The following is a 24075-nucleotide window of genomic DNA, read 5'->3' on the forward strand; positions in this document are numbered from 1 at the left end:
CTGTGAGATCGAGCGCCGCCCGCGCGGCGCTTCGCGGGACAAGCCCGCTCCCACAGTCTGTTTCAGGCCAGTTATTCCTGCACCTCCCCACTCGCGCCATGGGGATTGCAGAAAAGCTGAGGCGACACCTTCTATATCGAGGGGGACAAACAAGGCGGGCAGCGGAGACCTCACAGAAGAGACTGGCCCGAAACAGACTGTGGGAGCGGGCTTGTCCCGCGAAGCGCCGCGCGGGCGGCGCTCGATCTCACAGGCGCTGCATGTGTTGAGGCGGACACCTCTCAACCCAACACTATCTATAAACAGGCCCATCACCCCATATACAACCCCATCCCGCACAGCCAAAAGCCCAAAAGCAAAAGCGGGGCGGCCTGACGGCCACCCCGCTTTTCAATACAACCCTCTACCTTTAAAGCACACCAGCACCGCGCAAGCGCTGCACCTCACCGGCATCCAGCCCCAACACCTCTCCCAACACCACCTCGGTATGTTCACCCAGCAATGGCGGCGCCCGACGATACTCCACTGGCGTCTCCGACAACCTGATCGGGCTGGCCACCTGTGGCACGCTACCCGCCAACGGGTGCGCCATGTTCACTGCCAATCCGCGCGCCAGCACCTGGGGGTCCTGGAACATCTGCGCCAGATCATTGATAGGCCCACATGGCACCCCCGCAGCCTCCAGCTGGCTCACCCACTCGGCGGTGGTCTTGAACACCGTGGCCTGGCGAATCAATGGAATCAGCTCGGCGCGGTTGGCCACACGCAGCTTGTTAGTAGCAAAGCGCGAGTCATCCGCCCACTGCGGTTGCCCCGCCACCTCAGCGAACCTGCGGAACTGGCTGTCGTTACCCACGGTAAGGATGAAGTCGCCATCCGCCGTCGGGAAATCCTGATAAGGCACGATATTTGGGTGCGCATTACCCAGCCGACGAGGCGCGACCCCCGTGGTCAGGTAGTTCATTGCCTGGTTCGCCAGGCAAGCCACCTGCACATCGAGCAAGGCCATATCGACATGCTGACCCACGCCCGTCTGATCTCGATGGGCGAGGGCGGCCAGCATGGCCACCGTAGAATAAAGGCCGGTAAGAATGTCGGTAAGCGCAACACCCACTTTCACCGGCCCTGCGCCGTCTTCACCCTCCGGGCGACCGGTCAGGCTCATCAGCCCACCCAACCCCTGGATCATGAAGTCGTAACCAGCACGCTTGGCATAGGGCCCGGTTTGGCCAAAGCCGGTAATGGAGCAATAGATAAGCCTTGGATTTACCGCCTTCAGGCTCTGGTAGTCCAGGCCATAGGCTGCCAGCCCGCCCACCTTGAAGTTCTCGATGACGATATCGCACTTCGCTGCCAGCTCGCGCACCAGACGCTGCCCCTCGGGCTGGGTGAAGTCGATGGTCACCGAGCGCTTGTTGCGGTTGGCCGACAGGTAATAAGCCGCCTCACTGGTGTTTTCACCCTCGGCATCCTTGAGGAAGGGTGGCCCCCATGAGCGCGTATCGTCGCCACTGCCCGGGCGCTCGACCTTGATTACGTCAGCGCCAAGGTCAGCGAGGATCTGGCCAGACCACGGGCCAGCCAGCACGCGCGAAAGGTCCAGCACCCGCAGATGTGATAGCGCGCCCATGGGCTGGCTCCTTTATCAATAGAAGGCCTGGATACCGGTTTGCGCACGCCCCAGGATCAGCGCATGTACGTCATGGGTGCCTTCATAGGTGTTGACCACCTCCAGGTTGACCAGATGACGGGCCACGCCAAACTCGTCGGAGATACCGTTACCGCCCAGCATGTCTCGCGCCATGCGGGCGATATCCAGTGCCTTGCCGCAGGAATTGCGTTTCATGATCGAGGTGATCTCTACTGCAGCCGTACCTTCGTCCTTCATGCGCCCCAGACGCAGGCAACCTTGCAGCGCCAAGGTAATTTCGGTCTGCATGTCGGCCAGCTTTTTCTGGATCAGTTGGTTGGCAGCCAGCGGGCGGCCGAACTGCTGGCGGTCCAGGGTGTACTGGCGGGCGGTGTGCCAGCAGGCTTCTGCAGCACCAAGCGCCCCCCAGGAGATGCCATAACGGGCTGAATTCAGGCAGGTGAAGGGGCCTTTCAGGCCGCGCACGTCCGGGAAGATGTTCTCTTCCGGCACAAACACGTTGTCCATGACGATTTCGCCGGTGATCGAGGCGCGCAGGCCGACCTTGCCATGAATAGCCGGGGCACTCAGGCCTTGCCAGCCTTTCTCCAGAACGAAGCCACGGATATCGCCGGCATCATCCTTGGCCCAGACCACGAACACATCGGCGATCGGGCTGTTGGTGATCCACATCTTGCTACCGCTCAGGCGATAACCACCATCCACTTTCCTGGCACGGGTAATCATCGATCCCGGGTCGGAGCCATGGTTGGGCTCGGTCAGGCCGAAGCAACCGATCCACTCGCCACTTGCCAGCTTGGGCAGGTATTTCTGCTTTTGTGCTTCGGTGCCGAATTCGTTGATCGGCACCATCACGAGCGACGACTGCACACTCATCATCGAACGGTAACCCGAGTCGATGCGCTCCACTTCGCGCGCAATCAGGCCATAGCACACGTAGTTCAAGCCGCTGCCACCGTATTGCTCGGGAATGGTTGCCCCCAGCAGGCCGACGTCTCCCATCTCGCGGAAGATTGCCGGGTCGGTCTGCTCGTGACGGAAGGCCTCGAGCACGCGCGGGGCCAGCTTGTCCTGGGCGAACTGATAAGCGCTGTCACGCACCATGCGCTCTTCTTCAGTGAGCTGCTGATCCAGCAGCAGCGGGTCGATCCAGTTGAAGCTTGCTTTACCGGCCATGAGCGAAATCCTCGAAATAGGGAGCAGTTTCTTGTGCCTTTGAGCCTAGGCCTGATCGGCTGCGGGTACAAACGAGGATTGCGCACCAATTAGTGATAATTTATCACTTCGTAAATCGGCAAATCGCCACATTGACAGCCTTATAAGTGAGGTTGACGTACATGCGCCGCAAGATTCCCAGTACCGCTGCCCTGATTTGTTTCGAGGCGGCAGCGCGCAACGAGAGCTTTACCAAGGCGGCTCAGGAACTTGCCCTGACCCAGGGCGCCGTCTGTCGCCAGATCGGTGGCTTGGAGGCCTTCCTTAATGTGGAACTGTTTCGTCGCTCGCGGCGCGGCGTAAAACTGACCGAGGCAGGCCTCTCTTATAGCCGCCAGGTTGCCGCACAACTGGACGCCGTGGAACGCGACACCTTGTCGGTGATGCGCCAGCAGGGCGCCAACGTGATCGAACTGGCAGTGGTGCCGACGTTTGGCACCCAATGGCTACTACCTCGGCTGAAGGACTTCCAGCAGTGCCATCCCGACGTCACGGTCAACCTCACCAACCGCACCCGGCCATTCCTGTTTGCCGATACCACCTTCGATGCCGCCATCTATTTTGGCGACGCCGACTGGTCCGGCACCCAGTCGCACCGGCTCATGGGGGAAAACCCGGTGCCTGTTTGCAGCCCTGCGCTGCTGGACGGGCAGGGCACGCTCGAGGCACAGCGCATCGCCCAGCTACCCCTGCTGCAGCAAAGCACGCGCCCCTACGCCTGGCGGCAGTGGTTCGGCAGCATGGGCATGAACGTGGAGGGCGACATGACAGGCCCGCGTTATGAACTATTCTCGATGCTCGCACAGGCGGCCATGCACGAAATGGGCATAGCCCTGATACCCCCATTCCTGATCCAGCGCGAGTTGCAGGAGGGTAGGTTGGTAGTCGCTAACAGATACGCCCTGAGTAGCGACAAGGCCTACTATCTGATGATTCCAGAGCGCAAGGTGGAGTCTGCTTCGCTCCGCGCTTTCCGCGACTGGCTGGTTAGCCAGGCCCAGGCATACACGGCAAAAGCGTGAACAAATGCGACAACTTGACTGCGTAGTCAATTATTTTGAACGCCTACAGATATATGTATTTGTCGCATTAAAGCAAACTGTTCCGCAAACACAAAAATACCCTTTAACCCTGCTGACTGCACGGCTTTGCGGGCTATTTTGCGACATTCAGCAAGTTGTAAGCGAATTGACCGAATTTATTTTGATTTTTTCTTCTAATCTGCCAATAGCCCATGTTTGACGGGCTAAAGCCTTACTGCTGCGACAAGCGGTCACAGGGTGACTTGTAGTTTTAACTTGGTTTCGCTCCAGAACGGGTTGAAGGCCCTGGGGTTCGTCTGCAAAATGCTTCGCCCGCCCGGGATCCGGCGGGTTGGCGCTCCACAGCCGCCCCAGCTCACCATCCGAAGTGTGCTGGCTTTTACAAAGACAAAAGGTCACCGCAGGAGAAATAGTCGTGCACATTGGTGTTCCTCTCGAGACGCAGACCGGTGAGACAAGGGTCGCTGCGACCCCGGAAACCATCAAGAAACTGATTGGCCAGGGCCATCAGGTCACCGTCCAACGGGGGGCAGGGCTTAACGCCGCCATTCCGGACAGTGCCTATGAGGCCGTGGGTGCTTCCCTGGGAAGCGCAGCCGATGCCTACGGCGCTCAATTGGTTCTCAAGGTGGCCGCTCCCAACGACCAGGAACTGGCGCTTATCAACAGCGGCAGCCTTCTGGTGGGCATGCTCAACCCGTTCAACAGCGAACTGATCGGCAAGATGGCAGAACGCGGCATCACCGCCTTTGCCCTGGAAGCCGCGCCGCGCACCTCGCGGGCGCAAAGCCTCGACGTACTGTCGTCGCAGGCCAACATCGCCGGCTACAAGGCTGTGTTGCTGGCCGCCCATCACTACCCACGCTTCATGCCCATGCTAATGACCGCCGCTGGTACCGTGAAGGCCGCGCGTGTATTGATCCTGGGTGCAGGCGTTGCCGGCCTGCAGGCGATTGCTACGGCCAAGCGCCTGGGCGCAGTGATCGAGGCGTCCGATGTACGCCCGGCAGTGAAGGAGCAGATCGAGTCGCTGGGCGCCAAGTTCATCGACGTACCCTACGAGACCGACGAAGAGCGTGAATGCGCCGAAGGCGTCGGCGGTTATGCGCGTCCAATGCCGGCCAGCTGGATGCAGCGCCAGGCCCAGGCCGTGCACGAGCGTGCCAAGCAGGCGGACATCGTCATCACCACCGCGCTGATTCCCGGCCGCAAGGCACCGACCCTGCTCAGCGCCGAAACCGTGGCGCAGATGAAGCCCGGCTCGGTGGTCATCGACCTCGCTGCAGCCCAGGGCGGCAACTGCCCGCTGACTGTCGCTGATCAGGTGGTGCAGGCGAACGGTGTGACCATCGTTGGCCCTACCAACCTGCCGGCTCAGCTGGGCGCTGATGCCTCGGCACTGTATGCACGCAACCTGCTGGACTTCATGAAGCTGCTGTTCGACAAGGACGGCGCGCTGGTCATCAACCTCGAAGACGACATCGTCGCGGCCTGCCTGATGTGCCGCGATGGCCAGGTCGTCCGCAAGAACGGCTAAGGAGCACGACAATGGAAGACATGCTGATTTCCCATGGCATCTACAACCTGATCATCTTCGTGCTGGCCATCTATGTGGGCTACCACGTGGTGTGGAACGTCACCCCGGCGCTGCACACACCGCTGATGGCGGTCACCAACGCCATCTCGGCGATCGTCATCGTTGGCGCCATGCTGGCAGCGGCCCTGACCGTGACCCCGGCAGGCAAGCTGATGGGCACCCTGGCGGTGGCCCTGGCCGCGGTCAACGTGTTCGGTGGCTTCCTGGTCACCCGCCGCATGCTTGAGATGTTCAAGAAGAAAACCAAGAACGAGGCGCAGAAGTAAGCATGAGCATGAATCTGGTAACGCTCCTCTATCTTGTCGCCTCGGTGTGCTTCATCCAGGCGCTCAAGGGCCTGTCGCACCCGACTACCTCGCGGCGCGGCAACCTGTTCGGCATGATCGGCATGGGGCTCGCGATCCTCACCACGGTTGGCCTCATCTATAAGCTCGGGGCTGAGCTTGCTACTGCCGGCATCGGCTACGTGATCGTCGGCCTGCTGGTCGGTGGCACCGCCGGCTCGGTCATGGCCAAGCGTGTAGAGATGACCAAGATGCCTGAGCTGGTCGCCTTCATGCACAGCATGATCGGCCTGGCTGCGGTATTCATTGCCATCGCCGCGGTACTGGAACCACAGTCGATGGGCATCGTTGCTGCCATCAGCGACCCGATCCCGACCGGCAACCGCCTGGAGCTGTTCCTTGGCGCAGCCATCGGTGCCATCACCTTCTCCGGTTCGGTAATCGCCTTTGGCAAACTGTCGGGCAAGTACAAGTTCCGCCTGTTCCAGGGCGCACCGGTACAGTTCGCCGGGCAGCACAAGCTGAACCTGATCCTCGGCCTGACCACCATCGCTCTCGGCCTGCTGTTTACCTTCACCGGCCACTACAGTGCCTTCACCCTGATGCTGGTTCTGGCCTTCATCATGGGTGTGCTGATCATTATTCCGATCGGCGGCGCCGACATGCCGGTGGTGGTATCGATGCTCAACAGTTATTCGGGCTGGGCAGCAGCCGGCATCGGCTTCTCGCTGAACAACTCGATGCTGATCATCGCCGGCTCCCTGGTCGGCTCGTCCGGTGCCATTCTCTCGTACATCATGTGCAAGGCGATGAACCGTTCGTTCTTCAACGTGATCCTCGGTGGTTTCGGCGGCGATACCGATGCCGGCGCCGCGCAAGGTTCGCAAGAGCAGCGCCCGGTGAAGTCCGGCTCGGCCGACGATGCCACCTTCCTGCTGAGCAATGCCGACAGCGTGATCATCGTCCCGGGCTACGGCCTGGCGGTGGCCCGCGCCCAGCACGCGCTCAAGGAACTGACCGAAAAGCTGACCCACAACGGTGTGACCGTGAAGTACGCGATCCACCCGGTGGCGGGGCGGATGCCCGGGCACATGAACGTGCTGCTGGCCGAGGCCGAAGTGCCGTACGACCAGGTGTTCGAGATGGAAGACATCAACGCCGAGTTCGGCCAGGCCGACGTGGTGCTGGTGCTCGGGGCCAACGATGTGGTCAACCCGGCGGCGAAGAACGATCCCAAGTCGCCTATTGCCGGCATGCCGATCCTCGAAGCGTTCAAGGCCAAGACCATCATCGTCAACAAGCGCTCGATGGCCAGCGGCTATGCCGGCCTGGACAACGAATTGTTCTACCTGGACAAAACCATGATGGTGTTCGGTGACGCGAAGAAGGTCATCGAAGATATGGTCAAAGCGGTCGAGTAATCCGTTCAGCTACAAACACTGCGTTATATAGAAAGCCCCGGCGAGAATTCTCCCGGGGCTTCTGCATTTTGCTGATCCAGATCAATGGCTCTTTTTCCGGACCTTTCATACGACCATGGTCGCGGGACGGCAAAGGGCGAAGTCTCTAGACTGCGCTGCAGTAGTTTCAGTAGCCCGAGATAACAATCCATGTACCGTGATCGTATCCGCTTGTCCTCCCTGCACAGCAAGGTAATGAGTGCGGCTGATGCCGCTGGTCTGATCGAGGACGGCATGACCGTCGGCATGAGCGGGTTCACCCGCGCCGGCGAAGCCAAGGCCGTACCGCATGCACTGGCCGAACGTGCCAAGCAGTCGCCACTGAAAATCAGCCTGATGACCGGCGCCAGCCTGGGCAACGACCTGGACAAGCAACTGACCGAGGCCGGCGTGCTGGCTCGCCGCATGCCATTCCAGGTCGACAGCACTTTGCGCAAGGCCATCAACGACGGCCAGGTGATGTTCATCGACCAGCACCTGTCGGAAACCGTCGAACAGCTGCGCAACCAGCAGCTGAAGCTGCCGGACATCGCGGTCATCGAAGCCGTGGCCATCACCGAGCAGGGTCACATCGTGCCAACCACGTCGGTGGGCAACTCGGCCAGCTTCGCGATTTTCGCCAAGCAGGTGATTGTCGAGATCAACCTCTCGCACAACACCAACCTCGAAGGCCTGCACGACATCTATATCCCGACCTACCGCCCGACCCGCACGCCTATCCCGCTGGTCAAGGTTGACGACCGTATCGGCAGCACCGCCATCCCCATCGACCCGGCCAAGATCGTGGGTATCGTCATCAGCGACCAGCCGGACTCGCCGTCCACCGTATTGCCGCCGGATGACGAAACCCAAGGTATCGCCGACCACCTGATCAACTTCCTGAAGAAAGAAGTCGACGCTGGCCGCATGACCAACAAGCTCGGCCCGCTGCAAGCCGGCATTGGCAGCATTGCCAACGCGGTGATGTGCGGCCTGATCGACTCGCCGTTCGAAGACCTGACCATGTACTCCGAAGTGCTGCAGGACTCCACCTTCGACCTGATCGACGCGGGCAAGCTGAGCTTTGCCTCGGGCAGCTCAATCACCCTGTCGACGCGCCGTAATGCCGATGTGTTCGGCAACCTGGAGCGTTACAAGGACAAGCTGGTGCTGCGCCCGCAGGAAATCTCCAACCACCCGGAAGTAGTGCGTCGCTTGGGCATCATCGGTATCAACACCGCACTGGAGTTCGATATCTACGGCAACGTCAACTCTACTCACGTGTGCGGCACCCGGATGATGAACGGCATCGGTGGCTCGGGTGACTTCGCCCGTAACGCCCACCTGGCCGTGTTCGTGACCAAGTCGATTGCCAAAGGCGGGGCGATTTCCAGCGTGGTGCCGATGGTCAGCCATGTCGACCACACCGAGCACGACGTGGACATCCTGGTCACCGAGCAAGGTCTGGCCGACCTACGTGGCCTGGCGCCGCGTGAGCGGGCACGAGCGATCATCGACAACTGTGTGCACCCGGACTACCGCGCTGCGCTGAACGACTACTTCGATCGTGCCTGCCAGCGTGGTGGCCATACCCCGCACATTCTGCGTGAAGCGCTGAGCTGGCACGAAAACCTGGAAGAAACCGGGCGTATGCTGGCTGGCTGATCCAGTCGCGGTGCGGAACAGCGGCCCTGCTTCTGCTGTTCTGGTCATGCCCCTGTAGGAGCGGCCTTGTGTCGCGAAAGGGCTGCACAGCAGCCCCGGCAATCTCAACTGTAACCTTGAGATTCCAGGCCCGCTTTGCGGCCCATCGCGACACAAGGCCGCTCCGACAATTTTGTGCAACACAGCTGAAGCGCACCTCTATAAAAATCTGTTCTACTGTATCGGTGCTTTCACCGATTCTCACCGTCTGAAATCGCTTCAACTTCTAGAAATGCACTATTTAAGTGCAGACCAGTACAGTTACGCCTATTTCGAGTGCAACAGTAGGATTACACAGTTAACTGAGCTATCGTCTTTCACCCGAACTGTATCTACTGTTATGGACAGCAGAGGAGGATCATTGGCATCAGTTAAATCACTACCTAATCCCGCCATAAGCGGAAGGATGAAGCATCATGGAACGTACCCTCAGTTCCGGTCTGGTTTTTGAAAGCAACGCCCAGCAATCCAACGCCTCGATGCCGCTGCGCGCACTGTCCACCCTGCTGCTGTGGCAGCGCCGTATGGCCAGCCGCCGTCAACTGGCTCGCCTGGACGCCCGCCTGCTGGCCGACGCCGGTATCAGCGAGTCACAGCGTTACGAAGAGCTGAGCAAGCCTTTCTGGCGCTAAGCTCCCGGCTTGCCGGCCTCAGCCGGTACCGCGAATTCCCCAAACCCGTTGCAGGTTACTGCGACGGGTTTTTTTTGCCTGTAATGTGCATTGCAGAGCATTCGCAGCCGCAACCAGTACAATTCTACTTTATTCAAAAACGACCATAACAGTTGCTTGCGCAACACTCATTAGCATCCAGATACAACACTGCGTGATACGCTTGGCTTAACCGTCTGCTAGAACCAGTTGTTGGAAATGTGCCGCGACGCGCCGTGCAAACATCCGAGAAAGCAGAATCAACCTGACCCTACCCAGGAGTCCACGATCATGTCCCGTAAACACCTGATTGGCGCCGCCCTGCTGCTCGGCCTGGCCAGCACTGCCAACGCCACCAGCTTCGTTGTCACCACCGACGCCGTAGTGGGTGCGGTAGCCGCGTCTACCGATGCTACCTCCGATATCTCCTCCTCGTTCCGCGACGACAAAATCGTTCAGGCAGCTCGGGATGACGCAGCTACCTTCGTCGGCACGCAAGGCGATATCCGTGGTGCCCGACTGGAAAGCGCCTTCGTGCACATCCGCTCGAACATGCCGGCACTGCAAGCCAGCGACGCACAGCTGGCCCAGGCCATCCTGGCGCTCTGATCCACGCCACGCAAAAACAGGTGCGTCGGCTTCGGCCCTCGCACCTGAGGTAGCGTGCGCCGCCTATTTTCCCAGCCTGCAAGAATGCCGATGCGTTATCTGTTGCCGTTGCTGTTCGCCGCCGCTGGCATGCCCAGCGCCCATGCCATGGATACCACCACGCAAGGCCTGGTCATCTCCGGCTATGCCACCAGCCAGGTCACTACCGCACCCTTCGACCGCAAACTGGTCCGCCAGGCGCGCGACGATGCCGCCGCATTCGTTGCCACCGAGGGTTTGATCCGCGGTGCACGGCTGGAAGCCGCTCTGGAATCATTACGCCACAATTGCGCGCGGCAGGCTGTCGGCGACCTGGAACTGGCGCAGGCAATTCTCGTCCAATAACTACTTCTGACTCCTTGAATTTTTCGGAGATGCTCCATGCGTAAACCGCTGATTGCCGCTACCCTCGGCATGCTGCTGCTGGCCGACCTGGCCCAGGCACAGACGCTGGTGGCCACCAGCAACATCATCGTGCGTGCCTTTGGCCGTTCGATCGACTTCACCTCGGACACCACCACGTCGATCCGCGACTCCAAAGTGGTACGCGAAGCCCACGACGACGCCGCCAGCTTCGTCGCCAGCAAGGGTGACATCCGCGGCGTCCAGCTTGAGGCAGCCTTCAACACCCTGCGCGAGCGCGTACCGGAAGCACGCGGCGCCAGCGATCAGGTACTGGCCGAAGCCATTCTTGCACTGTGAAGCGCATGCGCGCCTGGCTGTTCGGCGGCGCCCTGGCGCTGCTCGGCACGCCCGCCCTGGCCGACCTGCAGCTTGAGCTGCAGGCATCCGGCCTCGACCCACAACAAACCCAAGCCAGCCAGGCGCTGCTCGACGAGGCCATGGCCAAGCTGCCCCCACGCTTCAAACAGCAGCTCGACCGCCGTGTGCGGGTCAGCTGGAGCGACAACATGCCGGCCGACGCTTACGGTCAGGCATCGCTGGTGTCCACCCTTGAGCTCAACCGCCGCCTGCTGCCCGGGCTTACCGACGGCAGTGCCGCCCACGAACGCACCAACCGCCCCCATGGCACGGTGCGGGAAGAGCTGCTGGCCACCGTGCTGCACGAACTCAGCCATATCTATGACCGTGCCCGGCTATGGCCAGGCTCCGAGAAATCCCTGATTGCCCGCTGCAAGCGCCAGCAAGGGACGCTGGGCAAGGTCGGCCTGCCCGAGGAATGCCGAGGCCAGGCCGAGCGCCGCTTTACCCTCAGCGACGACCCGCGCCTGCTCGACCTCGCAGGCTGGCCGCAATACGTCGGCCGCCGTGGCGAGCGCGAGCAGCACAACGGCCAGTTCGTGCGCAGCCCCGACAGCTATGAACTGAGTAGCCCCAAGGAGTACATCGCGGTCAACATGGAGTACTTCCTCCTCGACCCGAGCTACGGCTGCCGCCGCCCCGCGCTTAACCGGTACCTGCGCGAACACTTTGGCTGGGCACCGCAACAGGACACCTGCGCCAAAGGCCTGCCGTTCATCAATGCCGGCAGCGACTTTGCCCGCCAGCCACTAGGCGAAATCGACCCTGAGCGGGTCTATGAAGTGGACTATCTGCTGGCCGAAGCCAACCAGAACCTGGTCAGCCGCTGGGGCCACAGCATGCTGCGTCTGGTCATCTGCAAACCGGGCCGGCCACGTGGGCCGGACTGCCGACTGGACCTCGACCAGAGCCTGGTGCTGTCGTACCGCGCCTTCGTCAACGACGTACAGCTGTCCAGCTGGGACGGCCTGGTTGGCGTTTACCCGTCGCGCCTGTTCGTGCTGCCGCTGGGCCAGGTGATCGACGAATACACCAAGACCGAACTGCGCAGCCTGGCCTCGGTGCCGTTGAAGCTGAACCGCGACGAAATCGAGAACCTGGTGCGCCAGGCTGCCGAAATGCACTGGAGCTACGACGGTAACTACTGGTTCCTGTCCAACAACTGCGCGGTGGAGTCGCTGAAGCTGCTGCGCAGCGGCACCGCCAACCCACAGCTGAACGACCTCGACAGCATCATGCCCAATGGTTTGCTGGCCGTGCTCAAGGGCAGGGGGCTGGCCGACACCAGCGTGCTCGACAACCCGCGCGAGGCGCTACGCCTGGGCTACCGTTTCGACTCCTACCGCGACCGCTACCAGGCCATGTTCGAGGTACTGCGCAAGCAACTGCCGATCAAGCAGGCACAAGTGGAAGACTGGCTGGCCCAGGATGCCGAACAACGCCGCCCCTGGTTCGCCAAGGCCGACCTGCGCACCAGCGCTGCCTTGCTGTTGCTTGAGCAAGCCAGCTTGCGCCGGCAACTGCTGCTGGCCCAGGACGAGGTCAAGCAGCGTTACCTGAATGCTGCGGCGCTGAAGGATGGCAGCATCAACAAGGCCGACGCCACGCTCAAGCAGATGCTCGCCAACAGCGGCTTCCTCAGCCGCCCGGCCGAGCTGCTCGATGCCAAGGGCTACGGGCTGCCGCAGCTGGAGGAGCGCAGGCACCTGGAGCAGGAGAGCAACGAGCGACAGGCGCAACTGTTGCGTTTGAGCACCAACCTGGACAAAGAGGTGAGGGCGCTGCTGGACCCTTCGCGGGCCAGGGAAATTGCTGCGGTCGAGGCCAATGTGAAGCAGATCGGTGAACATTTGCGGGCATTGCACAAGGCTGCGGGTGGCCTGCAGTTGTGATGTTTGCAGGTCTGGCCCTATCGCCGGCAAGCCAGCTCCCACAGGATCACCACAGGGTTGAAGGTAGTGGAATCCTGTGGGAGCTGGCTTGCCGGCGATAGGGCCAGCCGCACAAACATGATTTCCTAAAGGCTTTCCCCATTCTCCCCCGGCAAATCTTCATCCAGGCGCAGCCAAGGTAACCGGCTACCCACCCAGATATGCCGGTTGGCCCGCACCCGCTCCGGGTGATCGAAGGTGGCCACCGTCACATCGATGGTTTCAGGGCTGTGCGTGGTCAACAGCGCCACATGCGCCCCGCACTCCCCACAGAAGTAGCGGCGGCAACTGGCCGGTGCCACATAGCAGTTCGGCTCACCCGCCAGCCACTGAAAGCCCGAGCGGGGCAGGGTAAGCCAGGTCACTACCAGCCCGCCGCTGACCCGCCGGCAGATCGAACAATGGCAGTGGGCGATGTCCGTCAAGTCACCCTCCAGCCTATAACGCAAGGCGCCACAATGGCAGCCACCCTCTGTCACATCCTGCATCACCTACCTCTCGTCGCCTTTGCTTCAGCGAAAGCTGGTTGAAAGCTTGCCCTCATAGGATAGCGCCCACTACCGGCACAAGACCGGTCAGCCAGGGCACCCGGTAAACACCGCGCCCGGCCCAATCAACAACAACAATGGTGATTCTGATGTATTCCTGTGCCCGCCTTCCTGAAGTCCCCCTCCGCATGCTCCCCGCGCAGCGCCAGTCGCGCTGATCCGCCCGAATCGACAGTCCTTTCGTAGCGCCACGCCTGGAGTATTGCCATGCTGACCTTCCTTGGCTTTGCCATGGTCATCACCTTCATGTACCTGATCATGACCAAGCGCCTGTCGGCCTTGATCGCGCTGATCCTGGTACCGATCCTGTTCGCCCTGTTCGGTGGCTTTTCCGCCAAGATCGGCCCGATGATGCTCGAGGGCATCAGCAAGCTTGCGCCAACTGGCGTGATGCTGATGTTCGCCATTCTCTACTTCGCCCTGATGATCGACTCCGGCCTGTTCGACCCGGCCGTGCGCAAGATCCTCAAACTGGTCAAGGGTGACCCGCTGAAAGTCTCGGTCGGTACCGCCGTGCTGGCCCTGGTAGTCTCGCTCGACGGTGACGGTGCCACCACCTACATGATCTGCTGCGCCGCCATGCTGCCGATGTACAGCCGCCTGGGCATGAGCCCGCGGATCATGGCCGGCCTGATCATCCTCGCCGGCGGGGTAATGAACATGACGCCGTGGGGTGGGCCCACCGCCCGTGCCGCCAGCGCCCTGCATGTCGACCCCTCGGACATCTTCGTGCCGATGATCCCGGCCATGCTGTTCGGCGTACTGGCAATCCTGGCCATTGCCTACATGTACGGCAAACGCGAACGGGCCCGCCTGGGTGAACTGCATTTGCCGACCGACGACATCGACCACAGCGAAATCACCGTTTCGCAGTTCCCTGAAGCGCGCCGCCCCAAGCTGCTGTACTTCAACGGCGCGCTGACCGCTGCGCTGATGGTTGCCCTGGTCGCCGGTGTACTGCCGCTACCCGTGCTGTTCATGATCGCCTTCAGCATCGCCATGATCGTCAACTACCCGTGCCTGCAGCAGCAGAAAGACCGCATCGCCGCCCACGCCGGCAGTGTGCTGGCCGTGACCGGGCTGATCTTCGCCGCCGGCATTTTCACCGGTATCCTGTCGGGTACCGGTATGGTTGATGCCATGTCCAAAAGCTTGCTGGCGGTCATCCCCGAAGCGCTGGGCCCTTACCTGGCGGTGATCACTGCCATCGTGAGCATGCCGTTTACGTTCTTCATGTCCAACGACGCGTTCTACTACGGCGTGTTGCCAGTACTGGCCGAAGCCGCCAGCCACTACGGCATCACCCCGGTGGAAATGGCCCGTGCATCGATTGTCGGCCAGCCGGTACACCTGCTCAGCCCGCTGGTGCCTTCCACTTACCTGCTGGTGGCCCTGGCCGGTATCGAATTCGGCGATCATCAGCGCTTCACCCTGAAGTGGGCAGTGCTGGTATGCCTGTGCATAATGTTCGCCGCGCTGCTGATGGGCATTTTCCCGCTGTTCAGTAGTCTTTAATAAATACGAATTACCCTACCGCGACGCGCCCCTTGGTTTGGGGCGCTTCGCCTTTACCGTTTGAAGGAAATGACATGGAATGGCTGACCAGCCCGGAAATCTGGGTTGCCTTTTTTACCCTTACCGCGCTTGAGATCGTCCTCGGGATCGACAACATCATCATGATCTCGATCCTGGTCAGCCGCATGCCCAAGCACATGCAGCCACGCACCCGGATCTTTGGCCTGGCCCTGGCCATGGTCACCCGCATCATGCTGCTGCTCTCGATCACCTGGGTCATGCGCCTCACCGCCGACCTGTTCGTGGTGCTTGGCCAAGGCATCTCCGGGCGTGACTTGATCCTGTTCTTCGGTGGCCTGTTCCTGCTGTGGAAAAGCTCGCAAGAGATCTACCACGGCCTGGAAGGCGAGGACGAAAATGCCGACGAGCCGAAAGGCGCAGGCGGCAAGTTCTTCTACACCATCATCCAGATCGCCATCATCGACATCGTGTTCTCGCTGGATTCGGTGATCACCGCAGTAGGCATGGTTTCCCACGTACCGGTGATGATCGCCGCCATCGTTGTGGCCGTGCTGGTGATGATGCTGTGTGCCGGCGCCATCAGTGACTTCATCGACAAGCACCCGTCGCTGAAGATGCTCGCGCTGTCGTTCCTGATCGTGGTCGGTACCGTGCTGATCGCCGAAGCGTTCGACGTACATGTACCGAAGGGTTACGTGTACTTCGCCATGGCCTTCTCGCTGGCGGTAGAGGCCATCAACATCCGCATGCGCACCGCCTTGTCCCGCAAGGAAGGCAAAGAGCATGACCCGGTGAAACTGCGCAAGGACATTCCGGGTCAGTAAGATCAGGAAGTGCAGGACAGCCAGGGCCCTTCGGGGCCCTTTTTCATTTTCTGGATGACTGGAAAACGGCTTTTCTTGTGCCGGCCTCTTCGCGGGTTCACCCGCGAAGAGGCCCGCACAGACAACATTCACTGCCAGCGTGTTTCAAATCACAGGCAGCCATGCGAAGCTGGCGGCAGCTGCGTAAAACAACTAAAGCTTTGAGTGAGCACTGAAAATTATTCAAACGCTCACGTTTTTTCCTTGGCCCAGTGGGCCTGTGCAACAGGGGGCCTTCACCATGCTGACCCTGCTCAACCTGCTCTCGGCCGTGACGCTTCTGGTCTGGGGTACACATATCGTGCGTACCGGCATCCTTCGGGTATTCGGTTCCGACCTGCGGCGCATCATCAGCCAGAACATGAACAAGCGCCCGTTGGCGTTCATTGCCGGTATCCTGGTCACAGCCATGGTGCAAAGCAGTAACGCCACCGCCATGCTGGTCACCTCGTTCGTTGGCCAGGGCCTGATGGCCATGACCCCGGCCCTGGCGATCATGCTCGGTGCCGACGTGGGTACCGCGTTGATGGCCCGGGTACTGACCTTCGACCTGTCATGGCTGTCGCCGCTATTGATCTTCCTCGGTGTGATCTTCTTCCTCTCGCGCAAGCAAACCCGCGCCGGCCAGTTGGGCCGGGTAGGCATCGGGCTGGGCCTGATCATCCTGGCACTGGAGCTGATCGTGCAGGCTGCTGCGCCGATCACCCATGCGCAAGGGGTGAAAGTGCTGTTCGCCTCGCTGACCGGCGACATCATGCTCGATGCCCTGGTCGGGGCCATGTTCGCCATGATTTCCTATTCCAGCCTGGCCGCCGTGCTGCTCACCGCAACCCTGGCCGGGGCCGAGTTGATCAGCCTGCCGGTAGCCATCGGCCTGGTGGTCGGCGCCAACATCGGCAGCGGCCTGCTGGCCTTCATCAGCACCAGCATGCAGAACGCCGCCGGGCGCCGGGTGGCCTTGGGCAGCCTGCTGTACAAGCTGATCGGCTTGGTGCTGATCATTCCTGTGCTGCACCCGCTGGTAGCGTGGATGGACTCGCTGAGCTTCAGCCCACAGGAACTGGTCATCGGCTTCCACCTGCTCTACAACACGCTGCGCTGCCTGATCATGCTGCCCACGGTCAAACCGATGGGCCGGCTGTGCAACGTGCTGCTCCCCGAGCGGGAAATCGGCAATGGCCAGGTGCGAGCGCGCCACCTTGATGCCTCGGCGCTGGAAACCCCCAGCCTGGCCCTGGCCAACGCTGCCCGTGAAACCCTGCGCCTGGGTGACATCGTCGACAGCCTGCTCGAAGCCATGCTGGGTGCCCTGCGTGGCACCCAGACAGCCTTGCCGCAGCAGGTGCGCGCCTTGGGCGAGGACGCCGATGCCTTGTACAGTGCGATCAAGCTGTACCTGGCGCAAATGTCACGAGAGGACCTCAGCGAGCAGGACAACCGCCGCTGGGCCGAAATCATCGAACTGGCTATCAACCTCAAGCTCGCCTGCGACCTGGTCGAACGCATGCTGCGCAAGGTCCAGCAGCAGAAAACCAGCCAGCGCCGGGCGTTCTCCCAGGTGGGCCTGGAGGAGCTGACCGGCCTGCAGGAGCAATTGCTGGCCAACCTGCGCCTGGGGCTGTCGGTGTTCCTCAGTGCCGACCCGGAAAGCGCCCGCTTGCTGCTGCGGGAAAAGCGCCGGTTCCGTGCCCAGGAACGGCGCCTGGCCCACGCCCATGTCAGCCGTCTGCAACGCAAGGTGGTGCAAAGTATCGAGACCAGTTCGCTACACTTGGAACTGATTGCCGACATGAAGCGGTTGAACTCTTTGTTCTGTAGCAGTGCCTATGTGGTACTGGGCGGCTCGGACACCGGCGGGCTGATGCTCGACAGTGTGCCGGATGAAGCCCGCCAGCCGTGATTACGCCTAGCTGAGGATCTTTGCTCGCCCATGCGTTGCCTGATGTTCGTTTGCCTGCTGATCTGCAGCCTGCCCACCTTCGCCCTGGACCGCTCGCGGGTGGAAGGCTATCTGTTGCCCAATGGTCTTCAGGTGATCCTGAAAAACGGCTACGAGCGTGACCATGTGGCCATTCGCCTGGTGGTCGGGGTGGGCCTGGATGATTTCAATTGCGAGCAGAAAGAACTGCCGCACCTGCTTGAGCACTTGCTGTTCAGCGGCATCGACGAAACGGGCGAGGGCGGCCTGGAAGAGCGCCTGCAAGCGCTTGGCGGAGAATGGAACGCCTTTACCAGCAGCGCCGATACAACTTTCGTCATCGAGGCCCCGGCGCGCAACCAGCGCAAGGTGCTCGACCTGCTGCTGGCGGTCGTGCGCGACACTCGCATCGATGCCAAGGCGCTGGCCACCGCCAAGCGCATCATCGAACGCGAGGATGGCGGCCATTATGGCCACCTGCAGCGCTGGCTGGACCGTCAGGACATCGGCCACCCGGCCAGCGACCAGCTGGCGACCGAACTGGGCCTGAAGTGCCCGGAACGTTCCAATATCGACGACATGACGCTGGAGCAGGTGCAGGCCCTGCGTGACCACTGGTACGCCGCCAACAACATGAGCCTGATCATGGTCGGCGGCCTCGACCGCCTGCTACCGGCCTATCTGGAACGCACCTTTGGCGAGTTGCCGGCCAGCGAGCCGGGAGAGCGGCGCAACCTGGAGAGCATTACCCAGCAAGCCGAGCAACGCCGTGACCTGACCCGCGGCTGGCTGGGCGACAGCGTCAAACTGCACTGGCTGTTCATCGAGCCGGTGCTGGACAACGACCACCAGGCCACCTTGGACCTACTGTCGCGCTACCTGGACTGGGCGCTGTACGACCAACTGCGCCTGCGCAACGGCTTGTCCTATGGCCCCTCGGTGCAACGCGAAAGCTTCGGTGACACCGGCCTGCTCAGCCTCAATGCCGACCTGGAGCGCGATGACATCGACAAGGCCGTGTCGGTGATGCAGGCGCTGTTCGACCACCTGCGCGAGGAGGGCCTCGACCCGGACACGTTCGCCCGCATCAAGGACGCCAGCGTTGCCAAGGAAAGCTGGAGCACCCAGGGCAACAGTGCCTTGGCCGATTACTACTGGGGGGCGCTGAACGATTACACCGACGGGCGTTTTGCCAACCCGGTGCGTAAATTGCGCCAAGTGACGCTGGAACAGGCCAACCAGGCGTTGAAGGAACTGCTGAAGGAAAACGGGTACGTACGGGTCGAGAAGCCGTTGCTGGGTTATGACGAACTGTACGGGCTGGCGGCCTTGCTGGTGGGGCTGATACTGGCGGCGGGGTTGCTGCGCTGGCGACGCAATGGACCGCAGCGGCCAAGTGGTGCTACACGGCAGCGGTAGATCGGCGGTATCCTTTTGCCAGTACCGGCCTCTTCGCGGGTGAACCCGCTCCCACAGGATTAGTGCAGTCCCTGAAGTCTGCACTGTACCTGTGGGAGCGGGTTCACCCGCGAAGGGGCCGGAACAGCCACCTCATTCCTCCCTGTTCTAGCCTCCAATGCCCCCTATCCCTCATATCGTCCAACGCATCATCGAGCTGCTCAAACGCTACCCTGGCATCATCGCGCTCGGCGGTTTCCTCTCCGGTATCGGCAGTTTCATCCTGGTCGACCGCCAGGCCGGCCTGGCCAGTTGGGTCGCAATCCTGATGCTGGTCAGCTGGGTCTGGCTGATGCTGGAAAACACACTCACCGGCCTGTTCGCGCGCACCTTCAACCGCGAAATCCCACAGCCGCTGTTGCGCTACGCAACGCAGATGATCCACCAGGAAACGCTGTTCTTCGTGTTGCCGTTCTTCTTCATCACCACCACCTGGAACAGCGGCCAGCTGATCTTCACTGGCCTGCTCGGCGCAGCCGGCCTTATTTCGATCATCGACCCGCTCTACTACAAATGGCTGGCCCCACGGCGCTGGCTGTTCCTGGCGCTGCATACCCTGACCCTGTTCGCCGCATTGCTCACGGCGTTGCCGATCATCGTTCACCTGACCACGGCGCAGAGCTTCAAGCTGGCGCTCATCATCGCCATGGGCCTGTCATTTCCCAGCCTGGCCAGCAGTTTCCCCATCAATAACTGGCGCCGTGCCGTGGCGCTGGTGCTGGTCACCCTGTCCGTAGGCGCCGGCGGCTGGCTGGTCCGGTCCTGGGTACCCCCGGCAACCTTGTGGATGACCGAGGTGGCGGTAAGCACCGAAGTGCAAAATCGCCAGCCGGGCGAATCACTGAAGGAAATTGCCGCCAGCCGCATCCGCAGCAGCGGGCTGTATGCCTACACCGCCATCAATGCACCACGCGGCCTGAACGAACGGATCTACCATGTGTGGCAAAAAGACGGCCAGGAAGTCGATCGCATTGCCCTGGACATCAACGGCGGACGCAAGGAAGGCTACCGAGCCTGGACCCACAAGCAGAATTTCCCGCCCAACCCGGTGGGCAAGTGGCAGGTGAGGGTGCTGACCGAGGATGGCCAAGTGATTGGCGTGCTGCGCTTCAAGGTAATCGACGATAAGCCAGCGCAGTGATCGAAACGGGCTGCTTCGCAGCCCATCGCCGGCAAGCCAGCTCCCACAATGAGCAGGTATGCGCAGGCCCCTGTGGGAGCTGGCTTGCCGGCGATGGGCCGCAAAGCGGCCCCTGTGCCCAACACACAGCACATAATCACCAAACAGCCCATGCCCGCTGCGCTATGATCAGCCCCTAAGCCTTAGCGCCGAGTCAATTGCATGGAGCCTATGACCACCCCCAGCGCCACTCTGGACACCAGCAGCCAACCGGCCTGCCTGCGTATAACCGGCGACTGGACCCTGGCGCACTACGCCAGCCTCAAGCGCGAGAGCGAAAAGCTGCGTGCGCAATACACTGCCGAAACCGTCGCCGACCTCAGCCAATTGGGCCGCCTGGACACCGCCGGCGCTTCGCTGCTGGCAGAACTGCTTGGCTCCGAGCGCCTGTCTCGCTGCACCCATGACTTGCCCGAAGCCAGCCGTGCGTTGTTGAAGAACGTCTACCAATCGGTGCAGGACTACTGCATCCCGATCAAGGAGCCCGAGCGCAACGTGCTGATGCTGCTGCTGGAGCGCATCGGCTGTGCTGTCGGCACCCTGTGGCAAGACAGCATGCAGTTGCTCGGCTTCGTCGGCGTAATCCTCGAAACCTTGCTTCGTCGAGCGCTCCAGCCCCATCGCTGGCGCATCACACCGGTCGTTGCACACATCGAGCAGACGGGCCTGGATGCCGCACCTATCGTCGCCTTGCTTACCTTCCTGGTGGGCGCAGTGGTGGCCTTCCTCGGCGCCACGGTGCTGGCCGACTTTGGCGCGACCCTTTTCACCGTCGACCTGGTGGCGTTCTCGTTCTTGCGCGAGTTCGCCGTACTGCTGACGGCCATCCTCATGGCCGGGCGCACCGCCAGTGCGTTCACAGCGCAGATCGGTTCGATGAAAGCCAACGAGGAAATCGACGCCATCCGCACCCTGGGCCTCAACCCCATGGAACTGCTAGTCGTGCCACGGGTGCTGGCACTGCTGATTTCGCTGCCGTTGCTCACTTTTGTCGCAATGATCTGCGGGATTGTCGGCGGTGCGGTGGTATGCGCCCTGACGCTGGATATCTCGCCGGCCATGTTCCTGTCGCTGCTGCAAAGCGACATCGGCGTGCAGCACTTCCTGGTGGGCCTGGCCAAGGCACCGTTCTTCGCCTTCCTGATTGCCGCCATCGGCTGCCTGGAAGGTTTCAAGGTCAGCGGCAGCGCCGAATCGGTGGGGGCACACACCACCTCGGCGGTGGTGCAATCGATTTTCGTGGTCATTGTGCTGGACGCGGTGGCTGCCCTGTTCTGCATGGAGATGGGCTGGTGAGCGGTGAAGAACGCGTGATCGAAGCCCGCGGCATCTGCAACCGCTTCGGCCGCCAGGTGGTGCATGAACACCTCGACCTGGACCTGTACCGCGGCGAGATCCTTGCCGTGGTCGGTGGTTCGGGCAGCGGCAAGTCGGTGCTGCTGCGCAGTATCATCGGCCTGCGCCGGCCCAACGAAGGGCAGATCCAGGTGTTCGGCCAGGACCTGGCCGGCCTGGGTGAAGAGCAGCGCTCGCTGGTCGAGCGGCGCTTTGGCGTGCTGTTCCAGAAGGGCGCGCTGTTCTCTTCGCTGACCGTGACCGAAAACGTGGCCTTGCCGCTGATCGAGCATGCCGGGCTGTCCCGCGCTGATGCCGAGCACCTGGCGGGGGTGAAACTGGCCCTGGCCGGGCTGCCGATTTCAGCCGCCGACAAATACCCGTCATCGCTGTCAGGCGGCATGATCAAGCGCGCAGCGCTGGCACGCGCCCTAGCCCTGGACCCGGACATCCTGTTCCTCGACGAACCCACCGCAGGCCTGGACCCGATCGGCGCTGCCGCCTTCGACCAGTTGATCCTGACCCTGCGCGATGCCCTGGGCTTGTCCGTGTTCCTGATCACCCACGACCTCGACACCCTGTACACCATCACCGACCGCATTGCCGTGCTGTCGCAGAAAAAGGTCCTGGTAGCCGGCCCGCTGTCCGAGGTCGAGCAGACCAACGACGCCTGGATTCAAGAATACTTTCACGGCCCACGCGGGCGCGCTGCCGAGCAGGCCGCCACCCGTGCCGGGCAGGAGCGCTAAGCCATGGAAACCCGAGCCCATCACGTCCTTATCGGCCTGGTCACCGTCCTGGTGGTCGCCGGCGCCATGCTGTTCGGCCTGTGGCTGACCAAGTCCAGCGTCGACGATGCCTTCAAGGATTACGAAGTCGTGTTCAACGAGGCAGTATCCGGCCTGTCGCGCGGCAGCCCGGTGCAGTACAACGGCATCAAGGTGGGCGACGTGTCCACCCTGCGCCTGGACCCGAAAGACCCGCGCCGGGTATTGGCGCGGGTGCGCCTGAGCGGCGATACCCCGGTGAAGGAAGACACCCAGGCCAAGCTGACCCTGGCCGGGGTGACCGGCAACTCGTTCATCCAGCTCAGCGGCGGCACGCCGCAAAGCCCCGAGCTCAAAGGCAAGGACGGCAAGCTGCCGGTCATCATCGCCTCGCCATCGCCCATCTCGCGCCTGCTCAACGACAGCAGTGACCTGGTAACCAACATCAACCTGCTGCTGCACAACGCCAACCAGATGTTCTCCGAAGACAACATCGGCCACCTCAGCAATACCTTGGCCAACCTCGACAAGACTACCGGCGCCTTTGCCGGCCAGCACGGCAGCATTGCCGAAGCCATCGAGCAACTGGTGGAGGTGGGCAAGCAGGCCAGCGCCACCCTGGCCGAAACCCAGACGCTGATGCGCAATGCCAACGGCCTGCTCGGCACCCAGGGCAAGCAGGCCATCGGTAGCGCCGAGCAGGCCATGCAATCGCTGGCCGAAAGCACCGCCACCATCAACAGTTTGCTGAAAAACAACAGCGAGGCCATCGGTGACGGCGCCCAGGGCCTGAACCAGCTGACCCCGGCCATTCGCGAGCTGCGCGAAACCCTCAACGCCCTCAAAGGCATCTCCCGGCAACTGGAGGCCGACCCCAGCGGCTACCTGCTCGGCCGCGACAACAACAAGGAGTTCCAGCCATGAAACCGTCGCTGCGCCTGCTGGCCCTGGCGGCCGCGTTGTGCCTTGCCAGTGCCTGCTCGATACTGCCCAAGAGTGAACCCGTCGATCTGTATCGGCTGCCGGTCAACCAGCCCAGCCGTACGGCAGCGCCGCTGGACTGGTCGCTGCGCCTGAACAAGCCGCTGGCCAGTGAAGTGCTGGCCGGGCCGCGGATAGCCGTGATTCCCCAGGGCGATGTAGTCAGCAGTTACAAGGGCGCACGCTGGAGCGATACAGTGCCGGTGCTGCTGCGCAACCGCCTGCTCGACGGTTTCCAGCGTGACGGCCAGGTGCAGCGCCTGAGCGCCGATGACAGCAACCTGCAGGCTGACTACGAGCTGGCTGGTGAGCTACAGGCGTTCCAGACGGAATACCGCGCAGATGGGTCGGTGGAGGTGCTGATCCGTTATGACGCGCGGCTGGTACAGGGTCGTACCCAGCGTATTCTGGCCAGCAAGCGCTTCGAGATCCGCCAGCCATTGGCTGACAAGCAGGTGTCAGCAGTGGTGGCCGGGTTTGGCCAGGCGTGTGACCAGCTGAGCGGGCAGGTGGTGGGGTGGACGATTGCGCAGGCGGGCAGTACCTCAACTCACTGAAGGCCTGC

General features: G+C 61.8%; 22 protein-coding genes. 19 read left to right on the plus strand and 3 right to left on the minus strand.

All coding sequences use genetic code 11. From position 1 onward, the window contains the following. Positions 1-409: 409 nt before the first annotated feature. Positions 410-1630, minus strand: a complete 1221-nt coding sequence (locus ACI2KG_RS12060; protein ID WP_404662067.1) for a CaiB/BaiF CoA transferase family protein — start codon at positions 1628-1630, stop codon at positions 410-412. A 15-nt stretch (positions 1631-1645) separates the two neighbouring features. Then, a complete protein-coding gene (locus tag ACI2KG_RS12065) occupies positions 1646-2827 on the minus strand; it encodes an acyl-CoA dehydrogenase (protein WP_404662068.1) in 1182 nt (393 codons plus the stop codon). Positions 2828-2988: 161 nt separating this feature from the next. Here ACI2KG_RS12065 and ACI2KG_RS12070 point away from each other — a divergent pair, with 161 nt between their 5' ends. The 10 genes from ACI2KG_RS12070 (at position 2989) to ACI2KG_RS12115 (ending at position 12885) form a co-directional block, all read left to right on the plus strand. Further along, positions 2989-3888, plus strand: coding sequence for a LysR family transcriptional regulator (locus ACI2KG_RS12070; RefSeq protein ID WP_404662069.1), 900 nt, complete (start codon positions 2989-2991; stop codon positions 3886-3888). Positions 3889-4324: 436 nt separating this feature from the next. Next, positions 4325-5446 (plus strand): Re/Si-specific NAD(P)(+) transhydrogenase subunit alpha, encoded by a 1122-nt coding sequence (locus ACI2KG_RS12075; RefSeq protein ID WP_404662070.1) that lies wholly within the window; start codon positions 4325-4327, stop codon positions 5444-5446. 11 nt (positions 5447-5457) lie between these two features. Beyond that, positions 5458-5772: an NAD(P) transhydrogenase subunit alpha gene (locus ACI2KG_RS12080; RefSeq protein ID WP_003256966.1), complete on the plus strand. Its 315-nt coding sequence runs from the start codon at positions 5458-5460 to the stop codon at positions 5770-5772. Between the two features lie 2 nt (positions 5773-5774). Further along, positions 5775-7211, plus strand: coding sequence for an NAD(P)(+) transhydrogenase (Re/Si-specific) subunit beta (locus ACI2KG_RS12085; protein ID WP_400613207.1), 1437 nt, complete (start codon positions 5775-5777; stop codon positions 7209-7211). Between the two features lie 189 nt (positions 7212-7400). Next, positions 7401-8894 (plus strand): acetyl-CoA hydrolase/transferase family protein, encoded by a 1494-nt coding sequence (locus ACI2KG_RS12090; RefSeq protein WP_404662071.1) that lies wholly within the window; start codon positions 7401-7403, stop codon positions 8892-8894. 455 nt (positions 8895-9349) lie between these two features. Further along, positions 9350-9565, plus strand: coding sequence for a DUF1127 domain-containing protein (locus ACI2KG_RS12095; RefSeq protein ID WP_201204204.1), 216 nt, complete (start codon positions 9350-9352; stop codon positions 9563-9565). A 309-nt stretch (positions 9566-9874) separates the two neighbouring features. Continuing rightward, positions 9875-10192 (plus strand): DUF2388 domain-containing protein, encoded by a 318-nt coding sequence (locus ACI2KG_RS12100; RefSeq protein ID WP_400613202.1) that lies wholly within the window; start codon positions 9875-9877, stop codon positions 10190-10192. Between the two features lie 90 nt (positions 10193-10282). Then, positions 10283-10576 (plus strand): DUF2388 domain-containing protein, encoded by a 294-nt coding sequence (locus tag ACI2KG_RS12105; protein ID WP_400613200.1) that lies wholly within the window; start codon positions 10283-10285, stop codon positions 10574-10576. A gap of 36 nt (positions 10577-10612) precedes the next feature. Beyond that, complete coding sequence (locus tag ACI2KG_RS12110; RefSeq protein WP_400613197.1) at positions 10613-10933, plus strand: DUF2388 domain-containing protein; 321 nt, start codon at positions 10613-10615, stop codon at positions 10931-10933. Then, positions 10930-12885: a DUF4105 domain-containing protein gene (locus ACI2KG_RS12115; protein WP_404662072.1), complete on the plus strand. Its 1956-nt coding sequence runs from the start codon at positions 10930-10932 to the stop codon at positions 12883-12885. Before ACI2KG_RS12110 ends, ACI2KG_RS12115 begins: the two co-directional genes overlap by 4 nt. Positions 12886-13010: 125 nt before the next feature. On the opposite strand, the gene ACI2KG_RS12120 is transcribed toward ACI2KG_RS12115, so the two are convergent. Then, positions 13011-13412, minus strand: a complete 402-nt coding sequence (locus ACI2KG_RS12120; RefSeq protein ID WP_404662073.1) for a GFA family protein — start codon at positions 13410-13412, stop codon at positions 13011-13013. 267 nt (positions 13413-13679) lie between these two features. On the opposite strand from ACI2KG_RS12120, the gene ACI2KG_RS12125 reads away from it, so the two are divergent. The 9 genes from ACI2KG_RS12125 to ACI2KG_RS12165 all read left to right on the plus strand — a co-directional run bounded on the left by ACI2KG_RS12125 (position 13680) and on the right by ACI2KG_RS12165 (position 24067). Then, a complete protein-coding gene (locus ACI2KG_RS12125; protein ID WP_400613190.1) occupies positions 13680-14987 on the plus strand; it encodes a CitMHS family transporter in 1308 nt (435 codons plus the stop codon). 74 nt (positions 14988-15061) lie between these two features. Further along, the gene (locus ACI2KG_RS12130; protein WP_400613187.1) at positions 15062-15832 is read left to right on the plus strand and encodes a TerC family protein; all 771 of its coding nucleotides are present in this window, start codon (positions 15062-15064) and stop codon (positions 15830-15832) included. 280 nt (positions 15833-16112) lie between these two features. Continuing rightward, a complete protein-coding gene (locus tag ACI2KG_RS12135; protein WP_404662074.1) occupies positions 16113-17771 on the plus strand; it encodes a Na/Pi cotransporter family protein in 1659 nt (552 codons plus the stop codon). 30 nt (positions 17772-17801) lie between these two features. Then, positions 17802-19208, plus strand: a complete 1407-nt coding sequence (locus ACI2KG_RS12140; RefSeq protein WP_404662075.1) for a M16 family metallopeptidase — start codon at positions 17802-17804, stop codon at positions 19206-19208. A 157-nt stretch (positions 19209-19365) separates the two neighbouring features. Further along, entirely contained in the window at positions 19366-20388 is a 1023-nt protein-coding gene (locus ACI2KG_RS12145) for a DUF5924 family protein (RefSeq protein ID WP_404662076.1), read from the plus strand. A gap of 201 nt (positions 20389-20589) precedes the next feature. Further along, the gene (locus ACI2KG_RS12150; RefSeq protein ID WP_404662077.1) at positions 20590-21723 is read left to right on the plus strand and encodes an ABC transporter permease; all 1134 of its coding nucleotides are present in this window, start codon (positions 20590-20592) and stop codon (positions 21721-21723) included. After that, entirely contained in the window at positions 21720-22511 is a 792-nt protein-coding gene (locus ACI2KG_RS12155) for an ABC transporter ATP-binding protein (protein ID WP_404662078.1), read from the plus strand. Before ACI2KG_RS12150 ends, ACI2KG_RS12155 begins: the two co-directional genes overlap by 4 nt. A 3-nt stretch (positions 22512-22514) precedes the next feature. After that, positions 22515-23453: an MlaD family protein gene (locus tag ACI2KG_RS12160; protein WP_404662079.1), complete on the plus strand. Its 939-nt coding sequence runs from the start codon at positions 22515-22517 to the stop codon at positions 23451-23453. Continuing rightward, complete coding sequence (locus tag ACI2KG_RS12165) at positions 23450-24067, plus strand: ABC-type transport auxiliary lipoprotein family protein (RefSeq protein WP_404662080.1); 618 nt, start codon at positions 23450-23452, stop codon at positions 24065-24067. The genes ACI2KG_RS12160 and ACI2KG_RS12165 overlap by 4 nt, the downstream gene beginning before the upstream one ends. Positions 24068-24075: the final 8 nt, after the last annotated feature.

Origin of the sequence: Pseudomonas sp. NPDC089407 (assembly GCF_044900445.1) — a bacterium.
In the GTDB taxonomy this organism is placed as follows: Bacteria; Pseudomonadota; Gammaproteobacteria; order Pseudomonadales; family Pseudomonadaceae; genus Aquipseudomonas.

Excerpts from the sequence above, each read along its gene's own strand:
- ACI2KG_RS12065 (WP_404662068.1), bottom strand. The coding sequence starts at position 2,827 with ATGGCCGGTAAAGCAAGCTTCAACTGGATCGACCCGCTGCTGCTGGAT.
- ACI2KG_RS12085 (WP_400613207.1), top strand. The coding sequence starts at position 5,775 with ATGAGCATGAATCTGGTAACGCTCCTCTATCTTGTCGCCTCGGTGTGC.
- ACI2KG_RS12095 (WP_201204204.1), top strand. The coding sequence starts at position 9,350 with ATGGAACGTACCCTCAGTTCCGGTCTGGTTTTTGAAAGCAACGCCCAG.
- ACI2KG_RS12060 (WP_404662067.1), bottom strand. The coding sequence starts at position 1,630 with ATGGGCGCGCTATCACATCTGCGGGTGCTGGACCTTTCGCGCGTGCTG.
- ACI2KG_RS12110 (WP_400613197.1), top strand. The coding sequence starts at position 10,613 with ATGCGTAAACCGCTGATTGCCGCTACCCTCGGCATGCTGCTGCTGGCC.
- ACI2KG_RS12125 (WP_400613190.1), top strand. The coding sequence starts at position 13,680 with ATGCTGACCTTCCTTGGCTTTGCCATGGTCATCACCTTCATGTACCTG.
- ACI2KG_RS12070 (WP_404662069.1), top strand. The coding sequence starts at position 2,989 with ATGCGCCGCAAGATTCCCAGTACCGCTGCCCTGATTTGTTTCGAGGCG.
- ACI2KG_RS12080 (WP_003256966.1), top strand. The coding sequence starts at position 5,458 with ATGGAAGACATGCTGATTTCCCATGGCATCTACAACCTGATCATCTTC.
- ACI2KG_RS12145 (WP_404662076.1), top strand. The coding sequence starts at position 19,366 with ATGCCCCCTATCCCTCATATCGTCCAACGCATCATCGAGCTGCTCAAA.
- ACI2KG_RS12120 (WP_404662073.1), bottom strand. The coding sequence starts at position 13,412 with ATGCAGGATGTGACAGAGGGTGGCTGCCATTGTGGCGCCTTGCGTTAT.
- ACI2KG_RS12160 (WP_404662079.1), top strand. The coding sequence starts at position 22,515 with ATGGAAACCCGAGCCCATCACGTCCTTATCGGCCTGGTCACCGTCCTG.
- ACI2KG_RS12150 (WP_404662077.1), top strand. The coding sequence starts at position 20,590 with ATGGAGCCTATGACCACCCCCAGCGCCACTCTGGACACCAGCAGCCAA.
- ACI2KG_RS12100 (WP_400613202.1), top strand. The coding sequence starts at position 9,875 with ATGTCCCGTAAACACCTGATTGGCGCCGCCCTGCTGCTCGGCCTGGCC.
- ACI2KG_RS12165 (WP_404662080.1), top strand. The coding sequence starts at position 23,450 with ATGAAACCGTCGCTGCGCCTGCTGGCCCTGGCGGCCGCGTTGTGCCTT.
- ACI2KG_RS12140 (WP_404662075.1), top strand. The coding sequence starts at position 17,802 with ATGCGTTGCCTGATGTTCGTTTGCCTGCTGATCTGCAGCCTGCCCACC.
- ACI2KG_RS12090 (WP_404662071.1), top strand. The coding sequence starts at position 7,401 with ATGTACCGTGATCGTATCCGCTTGTCCTCCCTGCACAGCAAGGTAATG.
- ACI2KG_RS12135 (WP_404662074.1), top strand. The coding sequence starts at position 16,113 with ATGCTGACCCTGCTCAACCTGCTCTCGGCCGTGACGCTTCTGGTCTGG.
- ACI2KG_RS12105 (WP_400613200.1), top strand. The coding sequence starts at position 10,283 with ATGCGTTATCTGTTGCCGTTGCTGTTCGCCGCCGCTGGCATGCCCAGC.
- ACI2KG_RS12130 (WP_400613187.1), top strand. The coding sequence starts at position 15,062 with ATGGAATGGCTGACCAGCCCGGAAATCTGGGTTGCCTTTTTTACCCTT.